The following is a 14,294-nucleotide window of genomic DNA, read 5'->3' on the forward strand; positions in this document are numbered from 1 at the left end:
CACTCGCCGGGGCACCTGTCACGCCTGAATCCCAGACCCGAAGCGCACCCACCCCGTGCGCGGGCAGAGATCCAGGTGAGCCGCACTGGTCCCCGGAGAACCCGGGTGCCGGACCGACGGAGGAGCAATCGTGACCGTGGAGAGCACTGCCGCGCGCAAGCCGCGCCGCAGCGGCACCAAGCGGCCGGCCGGCGCGGCAAGCGCCGCCAAGCCCGCCGCTGCCACCGCGAAGACGCATGACGCCGAGCCCCAGCTCGTACAGCTGCTGACGCCCGAGGGGGTGCGCGTCGACGTCTCGGAAAATCCCGACGTCGCGGAATTCGCGCCCTTCGTCGCCGACATCACCACCGATGACCTGCGCGGTCTGTACCGCGACATGGTCATGACCCGCCGCTTCGACGGCGAGGCGACCGCCCTCCAGCGCCAGGGCGAGCTGGGCCTGTGGGCCTCGCTGCTCGGCCAGGAGGCGGCCCAGATCGGCTCCGGCCGGGCCCTGCGCGACGACGACTACGTCTTCCCGACGTACCGCGAGCACGGTGTCGCCTGGTGCCGGGGGGTCGACCCGACCAATCTCCTCGGCATGTTCCGCGGTGTGAACCACGGTGGCTGGGACCCGACCACCAACAACTTCCACCTGTACACGATCGTCATCGGCTCCCAGACGCTGCACGCGACCGGGTACGCCATGGGCGTGGCCAAGGACGGCGCCGACTCGGCCGTCATCGCCTACTTCGGCGACGGCGCGTCCAGCCAGGGCGACGTGGCGGAGGCCTTCACCTTCTCGGCGGTCTACAACTCGCCCGTGGTGTTCTTCTGCCAGAACAACCAGTGGGCCATCTCCGAGCCCACCGAGCGCCAGATGCGCGTGCCGCTCTACCAGCGCGCGCAGGGCTTCGGCTTCCCGGGCGTCCGGGTGGACGGCAACGACGTACTGGCCTGCCTCGCGGTGACCCGCTGGGCACTGGAGCGGGCCCGCCGGGGAGAGGGACCCACCCTGGTGGAGGCCTTCACGTACCGGATGGGTGCGCACACCACCTCCGACGACCCGACGAAGTACCGGCGCGACGAGGAGACGGCGGCCTGGGAGGCCAAGGACCCGATCCTGCGCCTGAAGGCCCACCTGCTGGCCACCGGAGGCGCCGACGAGGCGTACTTCGAGCAGCTGGAGGTGGAGAGCGAGGCGCTCGGCAAGCGGGTGCGCGAGGTCGTGCGCTCTATGCCCGACCCCGACACGATGGCGATCTTCGAGAACGTCTACGCGGACGGGCACGCGCTCGTCGACGAGGAGCGCGCGCAGTTCGCCGCCTACATCGCGTCCTTCGAAGGCGGGGAGTGACCGTCATGGCCGTACAGAAGCTCACCATCGCGAAAGCGCTCAACGACTCCCTGCGCAAGGCCCTGGAAGAGGACCCCAAGGTCCTGATCATGGGTGAGGACGTCGGCAAGCTCGGCGGCGTCTTCCGCATCACCGACGGACTCCAGAAGGACTTCGGCGAGGAGCGGGTCATCGACACCCCGCTCGCCGAGTCCGGCATCGTCGGCACCGCGATCGGCCTGGCCCTGCGCGGGTACCGGCCGGTCGTGGAGATCCAGTTCGACGGGTTCGTCTTCCCCGCGTACGACCAGATCGTCACGCAGCTCGCCAAGATGCACGCGCGCTCGCTCGGCACCATCAAGATGCCGGTCGTCATCCGCATCCCCTACGCGGGCGGCATCGGCGCGGTCGAGCACCACTCGGAGTCCCCGGAGACGCTGTTCGCGCACGTCCCGGGCCTGAAGGTGGTCTCGCCGTCCAACGCGAGCGACGCCTACTGGATGCTCCAGCAGTCCATCCTCAGCGACGACCCGGTGATCTTCTTCGAGCCGAAGCGCCGCTACTGGGACAAGGGCGAGGTCGACACCGAGGCCATCCCCGACGCGCTGCACGCCTCGCGGGTGGCCCGTACGGGCACCGACATCACCCTGGCGGCCTACGGGCCCATGGTGAAGGTCTGCCTGGAGGCCGCCGCGGCCGCCGCCGAGGAGGGCAAGTCGGTGGAGGTCGTGGACCTGCGCTCGATGTCCCCGATCGACTTCGACGGGCTGCAGGCGTCGGTGGAGAAGACCCGCCGGCTCGTGGTGGTCCACGAGGCGCCGGTGTTCCTCGGGGTGGGTTCGGAGATCGCCGCTCGCATCACGGAGCGGTGCTTCTACCACCTGGAGGCGCCCGTGCTGCGCGTGGGCGGCTACCACGCCCCGTATCCGCCGGCCCGCCTGGAGGACGAGTACCTGCCGGGCCTGGACAGGGTGCTCGACGCAGTCGACCGCTCGCTGGCGTACTGAGGAGAGCCCTGCGATGACGATCCGCGAATTCAAGATGCCCGATGTGGGCGAGGGCCTCACCGAGGCCGAGATCCTCAAGTGGTACGTCCAGCCGGGTGACACCGTCACCGACGGCCAGGTCGTCTGCGAGGTGGAGACGGCGAAGGCGGCCGTCGAGCTGCCGATCCCCTTCGACGGGGTCGTGCACGCGCTCCTCTTCGAGGAGGGCGTCACGGTCGACGTAGGCCAGGTCATCATCTCCGTGCAGACCGCCCCCGGCGGTGAAGCGGGGGAGGCTGCTTCGGCTGCCGCCGGTGCTCCGGCCGCTGCCGCCGCTGCGGCGGCGCCGGCTGACTCGGAGGCCGCCGGCGGCGCCGAGGACGCGGCCCCCGCGGCCCGCCAGCCCGTCCTGGTCGGGTACGGAGTGTCCACCGCTTCCACGAAGCGCCGCCCGCGCAAGGCGCCGCAGCCGGCGGTCGCCGCGCAGAACGGCACTGGCGTGGCCGTGGCGGCGGCCCCCGTGGCTCCGGCCGCTCCCGTGGCTCCGGCCGTCCCCGTGGCGGTCCCCGCCCAGAGCGGCGCGGGCAAGGCACTGGCGAAGCCGCCGGTGCGCAAGCTCGCCAAGGACCTCGGCATCGACCTGGCGGCGGTGATCCCCACCGGCGACGGCGGGGTCGTGACCCGCGAGGACGTGCACGCGGCGGCCGCGGCGGCGATCGCCCCGCAGACCCTGGCTCCGGCTCCGGTTCCCGCAGCGGCTCCGGCGCAGGCTCCCGTACAGGCTCCGGCCGAGGTGTCCGTGGCGGCGTCCACGACCGCCAGGGAGACCCGCATCCCGGTCAAGGGTGTCCGCAAGGTCACCGCCCAGGCCATGGTCGGCTCCGCCTTCACCGCGCCGCACGTCACCGAGTTCATCACCTTCGACGTGACCCGCACGATGAAGCTGGTGCAGGAGCTCAAGGAGGCCCCGGACCTCGCCGGTCTGCGGATCAACCCGCTGCTCCTGATCGCCAAGGCCGTCCTCGTGGCGATCCGCCGCAACCCGGACGTGAACGCGTCCTGGGACGAGGCGGCCCAGGAGATCGTGCTCAAGCACTACGTGAACCTGGGCATCGCGGCGGCCACCCCCCGCGGGCTGATCGTCCCGAACATCAAGGACGCGGACGCCAAGACGCTCGGCGAGCTGTCGCAGGCCCTGTCCGGACTGGTCGCCACGGCCCGCGAGGGCAAGACCTCCCCGGCCGACATGCAGCAGGGCACCATCACCATCACCAACGTCGGCGTCTTCGGCGTCGACACCGGTACGCCCATCCTGAACCCCGGAGAGTCCGCGATCCTCGCGGTCGGCGCGATCAAGCTCCAGCCGTGGGTCCACAAGGGCAAGGTCAAGGCCCGCCACGTCACCACCCTGGCGCTGTCCTTCGACCACCGCCTCATCGACGGCGAACTCGGATCCCGCTTCCTCGCGGACATCGCCGCCGTCCTGGAGCACCCCCGCCGTCTGATCACCTGGTCCTGACGGCCCTGCGGACCGGCCTCCGGGTGTTCCACCCGGGGGCCGGAATTCCGTACCGAAGTGCCCCTGACGTACCCCTCGCGTGGCCCTGGCATGCCCCTGACGTGCCTCTGGCGTGCCTCTGACGTGCAGAAACTCATTGGAGAACGTCTCCGTCCGGTGTGATCATCGGCCCATGCACTTCCGCGCTGCCACAGCAGACACCACCGACCTGGACCGCGCCCTCGCCTACCCGGCCGACGGCCCCGTCCCCGCCCTCACCCCCGAGAAGATCCGCGAAGAGTTCGCCGCGGGCCAGATGCGCCCCGAGTGGACCTGGTTCGCCGAGGACGAGGACGGCGAGATCCTGGCCCGTGCCCTGTGGTGGGGCCGCGCCGACAGCGAGCGCCCGATCGCGCTCGACTGCCTCCAGGTACGCAGCTCCGTGGCCGACCCGGCCGCCGTCGCCGCCGGGCTGCTCGCCGCCGGGCACGAGGCCTTCGGCAAGGCCCCCGACTACAACATCTCGCTGCCGCGCGACTGGCGCACCTCCCCCGACGGCATGGCCGACGCGGTCGCCTGGCGCCAGAAGGCCGCCGCCTCCTCCGGCCTGGTCCGCGAGATCGAGCGGCTCCGCTTCGAGTGGACCCCGGCCGCCGGGACCGCCGGGCCCACCGGCCGCCTCGTCTTCCGCGAAGGCACCGACGAGGAGTTCCTCGACGCCTTCGTCCGCCTCTCGCAGGGCAGCCTGGACCTCCACACGCAGAACGAGCTCCGCACGATCGACGCCGAGGAACTGGCGCGCGACGACATCGAGTTCTACACCGACTGCCCCGGCGAGCGCTCCTGGTGGCGCCTGGCCCACCTCCCCGACGGCACCCTCGCCGGGATGGCGATCCCCTCCGCGACCCCGTACCACCGCAACGTCGGCTATCTCGGCGTGGTCCCGGAGCAGCGCGGCAAGGGCCTGATCGACGAGATCCTCGCCGAGATCACCCGCTTCCACGCCTCCGAGGGCGCCGAGCGCATCACCGCCACCACGGACACCGTGAACGCCCCGATGGCCGCCGCCTTCACCCGCGCCGGCTACGAGGTCACGGAGATCCGCCTGGTCCTGGAGGCGGCCCAGGGGGCCTGAACACGAGGGGGTTCCACAGGCGAGGATGGTGACATGCTGCACGAGATCGAAGACATCGAGGCCGAGCGGTCCAGGCTGTCGCACCGGCCGGGCTTCGATTCCGCACCGCCCGTCCTCGTCCGTGTCGACCTCGCTGTGGACGGGCACCCGCTGCGGTTCGCGAGCAGGCTCCGGGAGGTCCTGGACGCCGCACTGCACATCGCCGCCACGGAGCCCTTCGACGGAGACGACGACCTGCCCGTCGACACCGTGCCCGGCTGGTTCGCCGGCGTCTGCCGGGGCGGTGGTCCTCCGGAGCCCTTCGCGGCCCGCGGGCGCGACCGGTACGCGGTGCGCACCGGCGACTCGCCCTGGGCCCTGCAGAACTGGCTCCGGCGCTTCGATCCCGGCCTGGAGGTCAGGGGCTGGTCCTGGTGGGACCTGACGGCCTCGCCCTCGGGGGACGGGGGCCTGCGGCTCTGGCTGGACACCTGGGGCGAGCCCTCCTTCGCCTGGGAAGAGCTGAGGTGGCTCGCGTACACGGCCGGAGCGCGCTGGGTGCTGGATCCGGTGGTCGAGAAGCGGGAGGTCTGGGCGGGCGCGGCTTCCGCGACCGAGGACGAGGCGACCGGGCCGGTCTTCGACTGGTCCCTCGGCGACACCACCGTCCGCTGGAGCGGTCCCGCCGGGGACGTCGAGAAGGCGTACGCACTGCCGCCGCGCTCCGTCCTTTCCTGGCAGGAAGGCGGCCAAGGCCTGGTGCTCGTCGTGGAGGCGCTGGACTGCGCGCCCTTCACCCCGCCGGACAACGCGGTGGTCTACGGGGCCGATGGCTCGGAGCGGTTCCGGCTGCGCCCGCCGCGCGAGCTGACGTACGAGGCGAGCGACATGCACGGCTTCTACGATGCGTTCCCGCAGGGCGGGCGACCGCTCCTGATCATGGCGACGCGCAACGCCGGTGATTTCCACGGCCGCGTCGACCTGGAGACCGGGGAGATCGTCGACACCAACACCTGGCGCTGACGTGCCCGGCTCAGGACACGGCGAGGCATCCGACGTGCGGGAACTCCTCGGCCGGGACGGTGCTTTCGCCCCCACCTGGCTGCGGGACAAGACGGTGGTCCCGGTCCCCGTGGGCGCACGGATCGACGCGGCGCTGAGCGGTCGGATCGCGGCCGGATGCCGTGCGGTCGGGGCGTCGTCCGTCCTCGCCTCGCAGCTCGCCCCGAGCCTCGCCTCGCAGCTCGGCCCGCACCTCGCCGACGACCCCGGGGCGGCCGTCCGTACGAGGTCCCTGCCGGCGGGCCGCACGGAGGGCGCGGACATCCGCCCGCCGTTCCTGCTGCGCACGCCCGACCTGCGGGGAGCCGTCCTCTTCCCCGGACCGGGCCACGCGCTGATCGCGGGGACGGCCGCGTTCATGACGGCCGCGGTCGCAGAGGGCCACGACGCGGCACGCGCCCGGTTCGGCCGTCACGCGCGCGCCCTCGCGGACCGCCACCCCGCGCTGCCGGCCGTGGCGGCCGCGCACCGTCCGGTGCACCGGGCGTGGTCCCGTATCGACGAGGTCGACCCGGCGAGCGCCGCCGCGCGACAGCTGGCGCTGCTGGACGCGTTCACCGACGGGGCCTGCGCCGCACCGGACTTCGCGGACGGCTGGTGGGAAGCCCGTAGCGCTTTCCAGAGGAACGGCGAGCGGGTCCGGGGGCCGCTCGGCGCCCTCTTCGACGAGGTGTTCATGGTGCTCGAGGACTACACGGCGGATCCGGAGCTCGCCGAACCGGGGGACCTCGACGACGCCGGGCTCCGGGCCGCCGTGCGCGCGGCCCGGGACTCCTTCCGGCACGCACAGGCCCGGCGTAGCCGGAAGTGACCGCGCGGGGAGGCTTCCGGGGGTAGCCTCCCCGCCGGGAGAGGGGTGGGACGCGGTGTCCTTCGCGGAGTTGCAGGTGTGTGCCGTCGAGGCGGCCGATGTCACGGGTGGCGTGTGCGTGGTGCGGTGCATCGGCGGAGTGGCGCGGGCCGGTCAGGTGTACGCGACCGGCGAGCTGCGGACCAGGCTGCGGGGGATCGAGCGGTACGGGCGCACGGTCGGGTCCTTCGACGCGGGGCACGTGGCGAAGGTGCACCTCACGGGTCCCGTGGTCGCGCTGCTCGCGCGGGGGCAGGTGCTGACGTACGTACCGCCGGCCGGGCACGCGCTGGGGGAGCTGGAGGCGTGGCTGGCCACCGGGCCCCCGCTGCTGGAGGAACCGGATTCGGAGCAGCTGCGGTCCCTGGCCACGTTCCGGATGCAGGACGAGGGGCTGCCCGACGGGGTGCGGGTGCGCTGGGGCCGCATCGCGCTCGCCGCGCTCGACCGGCTGGGCCGTCCCGAGGAACAGCCGTACGTACGGAGCTACTTGATCCGGCGCTTCGGTCCCGGCGGGGACGGCGCCGCGGACCGTGACCCCGCCGCCCTGTGCCGGGACGTGCTGGCCCTCTTCGAGCTGACCCCGGCCGAGGCGCTCGCGCAGGCGCCCGGCTGGCGGGACCTGCCGCGCCCCGCCATCCTGCGGCTGCGCCGGATCAAGAACCTGATCCCCTGCATGGCCCCGGCCCGGCCGTACCTCGCGGCGACCGACCCCTTGGCGGCGGCGGTGGACACCTGGGCGGCGGTGCGGCCGGGGCTTCCGTAGGGGGCCTTGCGTGTGGGGGGCTTCAGCGCGCCGCGCTGCCGAGCACCTTGGTGGGGGTGAGGCGTATGACGACGCGGACGCTCTCGGCAGGGAGATTCGCATACTCCGCGCCCGCGCCCGGGCCCTCGTACTCCTCCGCGACGCGGACGGCGACGGCCCGGCCGGTGTCCTCGGTGACGGTGGCGGTGCCGCGGATCTCGGCGTAGAGCGAGGAGTTGGCCAGGTCGAAGACGGTGAGGCCGATGCGGGGGTCACCCACGATGTTGCGCTCCTTGCGGCGGCCGCGCTCGGTGGAGATCAGGATCTCGTCCCCGTCCCGGGTCACCCACACCACCGAACTCTGCGGGCTGCCGTCCGGGTTGAGGGTGGCGAGCACGGCGGGGTGCGGGGCGTCGAGGAGCTTTCGTACGGTGTCGTTCAGCACAAGGGTCATGCGGGCACGGTAACGGGGATGCCGGCCCGCCCAAAGCGACTTCGGCGCGGACGCGGGGGACTTGGGCAGGTCGCGGACCTTACGGACCTTGCGGACCTCTCGGACCTCGCCGACCCTAGCTGCCGGCGCGGGTCGGGTCGGGGGCCCGGGATCCGAGGAGGGGCCTCAGGCCGAAGGGGCCTGCGCGGGCGCCGCGCCCTCCCGGAGTGCTTCGAGCAGGGCGCGTACGGCGGGCCGGCCCAGGGACACCTTGCGGACCGCGGCGTAGACGGACCTGGTCGGGCGCGGATCGCGGACCGGGCGTACGACGACCCCCGGATGGCGTCCCGCGGCCGGGCCCAGGCCCATGCGCGGCATCAGGCCGATGCCGAGGCCGGCCGCGACGAACCCCTGAGCCGTCGGGTAGTCCTCGCTCTGCACCACGAAGTCGGGGCTGAAGCCCGCCGCCGCGCAGGCTTCGAGGACCGGCTCCAGGCAGGGGCCGGGCGGCTCGCTGCCGACCCACTGCTCGTCCGCGAGTTCCACGAGCGCGATCGTCTCCCGGGCCGCGAGCCGGTGCCCGGCCGGGAGCACCGCGTCGTACGCGTCGTCGAGCAGGTGGACCAGCTCCACGTCCTCGCGCGGCCGCGTCCGGGGCGTGATGACCAGGGCGAGGTCCGCGCGGCCCTGCTCCACCTCGAGCAGCGGGTCCTCGGGGTCGGTCATCCGCAAGTCGATCCGCACGCCCGGGTGTTCGCGGCACAGTCCGGCCAGGGCGGGGGCCACCAGAGCCGCGCCCGCCGTGGCGAAGTAGCGGACGGCGAGGCGCCCGGTGCGGCCGGCCCTGAGGTCGGCCAGGGCGGTTTCCGCCGCGGCGACGTCGCGGCTGATGACGGCAGCGTGGTCGGCGAGCAGCCGGCCCGCCGCCGTGGGCCGTACGCCCCGCCCGACCCGTTCGAGCAGGGGGATGCCGGCCTGCCGCTCCAGGGCCGCCACCTGCTGGCTGACCGCGGAGGGGGTGTACCCCAGGTGGGCCGCAGCGGCGGTCACCGATCCGCTGGTGACGACCGCCCTCAGGACCTGCATCCTTCGCACATCGAGCATGTAGTACACGTTAACGGTTGATGCAGAACCATTTGCTTGTCCTGTCGTATCGGGTGCCGCACCGTGGTGGGGGAGGGATCCGCGACCCACCCCATACCCCCCCCGCACCCCACACCCCCGCGGCCCGATACCTGAGGAGCAGAACCGTGATCGGTGCCGGACGCGTCGGCGTGCTCGCCCTCCTGTGGGGCTCGACGTTCTTGTGGATCGACCTGGCCCTGGACGGATTCACCCCGGTCCAGGTCACCCTGGTCCGCTGCGCCCTCGGCGCCCTCGTCCTCGGGGTCGCGTGCCGGTTCGCGCACCAACGCCTGCCCGCGGGCCGGGCGGTGTGGGGCCACGTCCTGGTGGCGGCCTTCTTCTGCAACGCGCTCCCGTTCGCCCTGTTCGGCGTGGGCCAGCAGAGCGTCGACTCGGGGCTCGCGGGCGTGCTGAACGCGACGACCCCGCTGTGGTCGCTGCTGATCGGGCTCGTCACCCGCGCCGAGCGCCGCCCCCGCGCGATCCGGGTGGCCGGTCTGCTGGTCGGGCTCGCCGGAACCGCGCTGATCTTCGCCCCGTGGCAGCGGTCGGGGTCCGGGCACGTGGGCTGGGGAGCGCTCGCCATCCTGGGGGCCGCCGCGAGCTACGCCTTCGCCTTCACCTACATGGGCCGTCACCTCGTCGGCAAGGGTGTGCCCACCCTCTCGCTCGCCACCGCCCAACTCCTCGCGGCCACCGGGCTCACGACGCTGGCACTGCCCGTCGGCGGACCGGGCCTGAGCGCCGTACGGCTCCAAGCGGTGCCCCTGGTACCCCTGTTGGCCGTCGTGGTCCTCGGCGTCTTCGCCACCGGCGTCACCTTCTACCTCACCTACCGGATCATCGCCGACGAGGGCGCGACCAACGCCGCGACCGTCGGCTACCTCCTGCCGGTGGTCTCGGTGGTGCTGGGAGCGGTCGTACTGGGAGAGGAGATCGGCCCGCGCGTGATCGCCGGCACGGCCGTCGTCCTCCTGGGCGTCGCCCTGACCCGCCGCCGGGCTACGGTCGTCACGGAAGCCAAGCGCTCCTCGCCCCGGCCCGACCACCTGGACGACCGAACGGCCCCGGCCCCCGCCGAGGCGCCGGCCGCCGTCCGGCAACCGGGGGCAGGAGCCTGACACGCCCACGACCACTTGGGGGAAGCGGTGCCCGCAACGGCTGCTGCGCACGAACGGACGGACCGGCCCGCACGGATACCGGAGGTCGACGCCCTGCGCGGTTTCGCGCTCCTGGGCATCCTGCTGGTCAACGTGCTGATGATGGCGAGCCCGTACGCCCCGGGCGGCACCGTCGACCCGGACGCGACGACGCTCGACCGGACCGTCGACGGGGTCGTACAGGCCCTGGTGGTCGGCAAGTTCTACCTGATGTTCTCGTTCCTCTTCGGCTACAGCTTCACCCTCCAGCAGGATTCCGCCGCCCGCGACGGCGCGAGCCCCGTCCCCCGGATGCTGCGCCGCTCGCTCGGCCTGCTCGTCCTGGGCCTCCTGCACGCCGTACTGCTGTACACCGGCGACATCCTCGTGACCTACGCGCTGCTCGGCCTGGTCCTGATCGCCGCACGGAACTGCACGCCGCGGAAGGCCCTGCGCGCGGCCCGGGTCGTGTACGGCTGCGCGAGCGGCTTCCTGCTCCTCCTGGGCCTGGGCTCCCTGTTCATGTCGGACGCCGAGGCGACCGAACTGGGCCAACTCCCGCCGGAGTTCGCGGCACTGGTCGCCGAGTACCGCGGTGACCCGGCCTCCGTCGTGCGGGCCAACATCGGCCAGCTGCCCGACGCGTTCCTCGCCGTACTGCTGATGGGCGGCTTCGTCCTGGGCGCCTTCCTGACCGGCCTGTACTGCGGCAAGCGCCGCCTCCTCGCCGACACGGGACGGTACGCGGCCCGGATGCGCCGCATCTGCGTGCTCGGCGTCGCCCTGGGCCTGCCCGGCAGCGTCTTCATGGCCCTGGCCGCCGGCGGTGTGCTCGGTCCCCGGTGGACCCTGCTCGGTTCGGTCGTGGGCATGGTCACGGCCCCCGCGCTCACCGCCGCGTACGTCTGCGGGATGCTCCTCTTCTTCAGGACGGCCCGGGGCGGGCGCACGGCGGTGCTCCTCGCCCCCGCCGGCCGGATGGCCCTGACGAACTACCTGACCCAGTCCCTGGTCATGGCCCTCGTCTTCACCGCCTACGGCCTCGCCCTCTACGACCGCCTCGGCGCGGCCGTCGTCGAACTCGGCGCGCTCGTCCTCTACGGGTCCCAACTCATCCTCAGCAAGCACCTGATGGCCAGGTACCGGTACGGCCCGGTGGAATGGCTGCTCCGCGCGGTCACCCTCGCCCGGCTCCCGCGGAGCCGTGAGGAGAGCCACAAGCCGGTGGCGTCCTGAGCGGTGATCGACAAAGCTGGGCGCATGGTTTCGGTAGTGCAGAACGTGGCGATCGACTGTGCGGATGCCTATGGGCTGGCCCGCTTCTGGAGCGGTGTGACGGGCCGCCCGCTGGATCCGGACGCCAGGCCGGGCGACCCGGCGACCCAGGTGCTGCCGGCGGAGGGCCCGGCGCTGTACTTCAACGAAGTGCCCGAGCCCAAGACGGTCAAGAACCGGATCCACCTGTGCCTGCGCCCCGAAGTCTCGCGGGAGCAGGAGGTGGACCGGCTCCTGGACCTCGGCGCCGTCCTGGTCGCCGACCGGCGCGAGCCCGACGGCTCGGGCTGGGCGGTCCTCGCCGATCCCGAGGGCAACGAGTTCTGCGTGCTGCGCAGCGAGTCCGACAAGGCCGCCATGGAGCTTGGGGCGTAGGCGCCGTCGGCTTCAGCGCCGCAGATCGAGCAGCATCACGTCGCGGAGGTCCGCGTCCGCGTCCGGTTCGGAGCCCGCGTCCGCGCCCGGGGGCCGGGCCTCGCCGATCTTGCGGTACCCCCACGCCCGGTAGGCCGCCGAGGCGGTCCCGGCCTCCTGGTGGACCTTCAGCAGCACCCGCTCGGCCGTGATGCCGTCGAGCAGCGCCGCGTGCAGCCGCCGTGCGACACCCTGTCCGCGCCACGGCGCGCGCACGGCCAGCTCGATGAGCCCGAAGGTGCGGCGGCCGTCCTCGCGCCGCATGGCGGCGGACACGGGCTCGGTGAGTTCGTCCCACCACACCGCGTCGGGCTGCAGCGTCCAGCCGTAGGCCATGCCGGCCGGCTCGCCGCCGGGGGTACGGGCCAAGGCCGCGCGGAAGGCGGGCCTGCACGTCCGGTCGGGGAAGCGGCGGGCGGCGGCGGTGATCTCCTCCTCGGTCTCGAGGTGCGGAGGCTCCGCGAACGCCTCGGCGTAGACCAGCCCGAACGCGTCCGCGGCCCGCGCCGCGGATGCGCCGTCCATGCGCTCGATCGGGATGATCCCTTGCTGCGTCATGCGGCTCCTTCGGATGCCCGCCAGGGGATGTTGCGCCAGGGGCTCGCCGGGTCGGTGGTCAGGGTGAGGTGGGTGGCCAGGGAGCTCGCGTACCACTCGCCGAACTCCTCCTCGTCGAAGTGCAGGCACCGCGCCAGCGCGTACCCGGCGGAGAACTCCTCCCACGAGCGGTAGGCCGCTCGCGCCGCGGACCCGGCGGCCAGTACGCCGCGTTCGGCCTCGGCGAGGGTGCCGTAGCGGGCGCCGAGCCCCCAGCGGGCCAGCTGCGAGGCCCGGCCGTGGTCCCAGCCCTCGACGGAGCGGACCCAGCCGTCCTCGGGGAGCAGCCCGTCGGCGCGGAAGCGCTGCTCGTAGCGGGCGATCCGGCCGATCAGCCGCTGTACGCCCGCGATCTCGCCCTCCACCTCGGCGGTCGGCCGGGGCGCGGCGAGGGTGACGCCCTCGGGGGTGAGCTGCGGTTCGGCCTCCCGTTCGGCGTTGCGGCGCAGGGCGGTGGCCGCGGCGTGCCGCCAGTGCTCCGGGTCCACGGGGCCGGCGAAGTCGGAGGCGAGGATCCGGCGCACACGCAGCGCGAACTCCCAGACGGGGCTGACCATCCCGGCGGAGAGCAGGCCGCGCAGGACCTGGTGCCAGCCGGCGGAGTCGGTGACGTCCCAGTCCCGGCGCAGGCGTTCGCGTTCCCGGGTGTAGCCGTTGCCGTGGTAGGCCAGCGCGTTCCAGAACTCTCCGTTGGTGACGGCGAGATGGGCTCCGACGGCCAGCCCGTGCGCGACCGGTCCGTGGAGCGGGCCGCCGACGTGCAGGGCGTGCACGGCTTTGGGGGCGAGGCCCCAGACCGGGGCCGCGGCGTCCCAGTGGGCGCGCCAGCGGGCGAGGTCGGCGGGGGTGGTCGTGAGGTAGGCCTCGGCGGGGGAGCCGGGGTTCACGGCGAGGTGGGGCGGGTCGGCGGAGTCCCAGGCGTTCGCGAACCAGGCGAGCGACCTGGGCAGGTACACGGTGTCCGGGTCCGGGACGGGCAGCATGCCGCGGGTGTGGACGACGAGGCAGCGCCGGTCGGGGGTGGGGTGGAAGCGGGCCATCGTGGGCTCGGCGTCGACCTGCGCGCGGGACTGCGGCAGGAAGAGCTCGCTGCGTGCGAGGGCGTCCAGGTACCCCGGCCAGTCCCCGCGCGCCTTGGCCTCGTACAGCTCGCGCTCGATGGAACTCGGCGCCGTCCACCCATCCATGTGGATCACCCTAACGGGGGCCGGGTGCCCTCAGCCGTGGGTCAGCTCCGCCCACACGGTCTTGCCGACGATCCGGTCCGTGCACCCCCAGTGCGCGGAGAGGGCCTTGACGATGTGCAGCCCCCGCCCGAACTGGTCGTGGTCGGCGACGGCCGCTCGCGGTTCGGGGCGGCGCTCTCCTTTCGGATCGGTGACCTCGATGCGGAGCACTGCTCCGGTGAGGCTGACCTCGACCCGGAAGTACCGGTCCCAGACCGAGCCGTGCAGCAGGGCGTTGGTGGTCAACTCGCTGGTCAGCAACGCCGCGTCCGCCGCGAGCTCGGGCCGCCCCCACGCCACGGCGAGCCACGCGGTGTGCCGGCGGGCGGTGGGTACGGAGTCCTGGCGGGGCGGGTAGTTCCGTACGTCGTGACGGTCCATGCTGCACCTCCGGTACGGGCGGTGGCATGCCGGTGCCGTCTTGTGGACAGCCCGGTGCGCTTCCGCCAACTGACTCTGTGCGGTGAGTAGTTCGTTACTGACCGTAGAGTGAGCGCGTGGATGGGTGCAACCTC

The 14,294-nt window shown here is 73.2% G+C and carries 15 protein-coding genes; 10 read left to right on the forward strand and 5 right to left on the reverse strand.

Annotated elements, in window-relative coordinates; genetic code table 11:
* Positions 1-130 precede the first annotated feature (130 nt).
* The 7 genes from pdhA (at position 131) to ACODT5_RS38280 (ending at position 7,591) form a co-directional block, all read left to right on the forward strand.
* The gene (gene pdhA / locus ACODT5_RS38250) at positions 131-1,336 is read left to right on the forward strand and encodes a pyruvate dehydrogenase (acetyl-transferring) E1 component subunit alpha (RefSeq protein WP_422523602.1); all 1,206 of its coding nucleotides are present in this window, start codon (positions 131-133) and stop codon (positions 1,334-1,336) included.
* A gap of 5 nt (positions 1,337-1,341) precedes the next feature.
* Positions 1,342-2,322 carry an alpha-ketoacid dehydrogenase subunit beta gene (locus ACODT5_RS38255; RefSeq protein WP_422523603.1) on the forward strand — a complete coding sequence of 327 codons (981 nt, stop codon included), beginning with the start codon at positions 1,342-1,344 and terminating at the stop codon, positions 2,320-2,322.
* 13 nt (positions 2,323-2,335) lie between these two features.
* Positions 2,336-3,820 (forward strand): dihydrolipoamide acetyltransferase family protein, encoded by a 1,485-nt coding sequence (locus ACODT5_RS38260; protein ID WP_422523604.1) that lies wholly within the window; start codon positions 2,336-2,338, stop codon positions 3,818-3,820.
* A gap of 172 nt (positions 3,821-3,992) precedes the next feature.
* Positions 3,993-4,934, forward strand: a complete 942-nt coding sequence (locus ACODT5_RS38265) for a GNAT family N-acetyltransferase (protein WP_422523605.1) — start codon at positions 3,993-3,995, stop codon at positions 4,932-4,934.
* A gap of 33 nt (positions 4,935-4,967) precedes the next feature.
* On the forward strand, positions 4,968-5,936 hold the full coding sequence (locus ACODT5_RS38270) for a hypothetical protein (RefSeq protein WP_422523606.1): 969 nt from the start codon (positions 4,968-4,970) through the stop codon (positions 5,934-5,936).
* 1 nt (position 5,937) lies between these two features.
* Complete coding sequence (locus ACODT5_RS38275) at positions 5,938-6,786, forward strand: hypothetical protein (protein ID WP_422523607.1); 849 nt, start codon at positions 5,938-5,940, stop codon at positions 6,784-6,786.
* A gap of 55 nt (positions 6,787-6,841) precedes the next feature.
* Entirely contained in the window at positions 6,842-7,591 is a 750-nt protein-coding gene (locus ACODT5_RS38280; protein WP_422523608.1) for a hypothetical protein, read from the forward strand.
* A gap of 22 nt (positions 7,592-7,613) precedes the next feature.
* On the opposite strand, the gene ACODT5_RS38285 is transcribed toward ACODT5_RS38280, so the two are convergent.
* On the reverse strand, positions 7,614-8,024 hold the full coding sequence (locus tag ACODT5_RS38285; RefSeq protein WP_422523609.1) for a PPOX class F420-dependent oxidoreductase: 411 nt from the start codon (positions 8,022-8,024) through the stop codon (positions 7,614-7,616).
* A 165-nt stretch (positions 8,025-8,189) separates the two neighbouring features.
* Positions 8,190-9,107, reverse strand: coding sequence for a LysR family transcriptional regulator (locus ACODT5_RS38290; RefSeq protein ID WP_422523610.1), 918 nt, complete (start codon positions 9,105-9,107; stop codon positions 8,190-8,192).
* Positions 9,108-9,253: 146 nt separating this feature from the next.
* Between ACODT5_RS38290 and ACODT5_RS38295 the strand changes: the two genes are divergently transcribed.
* The 3 genes from ACODT5_RS38295 to ACODT5_RS38305 are packed head-to-tail and all read left to right on the forward strand — an operon-like array spanning position 9,254 to position 11,917.
* A complete protein-coding gene (locus ACODT5_RS38295) occupies positions 9,254-10,249 on the forward strand; it encodes a DMT family transporter (protein WP_422523611.1) in 996 nt (331 codons plus the stop codon).
* A 27-nt stretch (positions 10,250-10,276) separates the two neighbouring features.
* Positions 10,277-11,503 (forward strand): DUF418 domain-containing protein, encoded by a 1,227-nt coding sequence (locus tag ACODT5_RS38300; protein ID WP_422523612.1) that lies wholly within the window; start codon positions 10,277-10,279, stop codon positions 11,501-11,503.
* Positions 11,504-11,527: 24 nt separating this feature from the next.
* A complete protein-coding gene (locus ACODT5_RS38305) occupies positions 11,528-11,917 on the forward strand; it encodes a VOC family protein (RefSeq protein WP_422523613.1) in 390 nt (129 codons plus the stop codon).
* A gap of 12 nt (positions 11,918-11,929) precedes the next feature.
* Here ACODT5_RS38305 and ACODT5_RS38310 read toward each other — a convergent pair whose 3' ends face one another.
* The 3 genes from ACODT5_RS38310 to ACODT5_RS38320 are packed head-to-tail and all read right to left on the reverse strand — an operon-like array spanning position 11,930 to position 14,160.
* Positions 11,930-12,514, reverse strand: coding sequence for a GNAT family N-acetyltransferase (locus tag ACODT5_RS38310; RefSeq protein WP_422523614.1), 585 nt, complete (start codon positions 12,512-12,514; stop codon positions 11,930-11,932).
* The gene (locus ACODT5_RS38315) at positions 12,511-13,740 is read right to left on the reverse strand and encodes a DUF1266 domain-containing protein (protein ID WP_422523615.1); all 1,230 of its coding nucleotides are present in this window, start codon (positions 13,738-13,740) and stop codon (positions 12,511-12,513) included. The genes ACODT5_RS38310 and ACODT5_RS38315 overlap by 4 nt, the downstream gene beginning before the upstream one ends.
* 30 nt (positions 13,741-13,770) lie before the next feature.
* Entirely contained in the window at positions 13,771-14,160 is a 390-nt protein-coding gene (locus ACODT5_RS38320) for an ATP-binding protein (protein ID WP_422523616.1), read from the reverse strand.
* Positions 14,161-14,294: the final 134 nt, after the last annotated feature.

The sequence above is a fragment of the Streptomyces tatrensis genome (genome assembly GCF_049310065.1).
GTDB lineage: Bacteria > Actinomycetota > Actinomycetes > Streptomycetales > Streptomycetaceae > Streptomyces.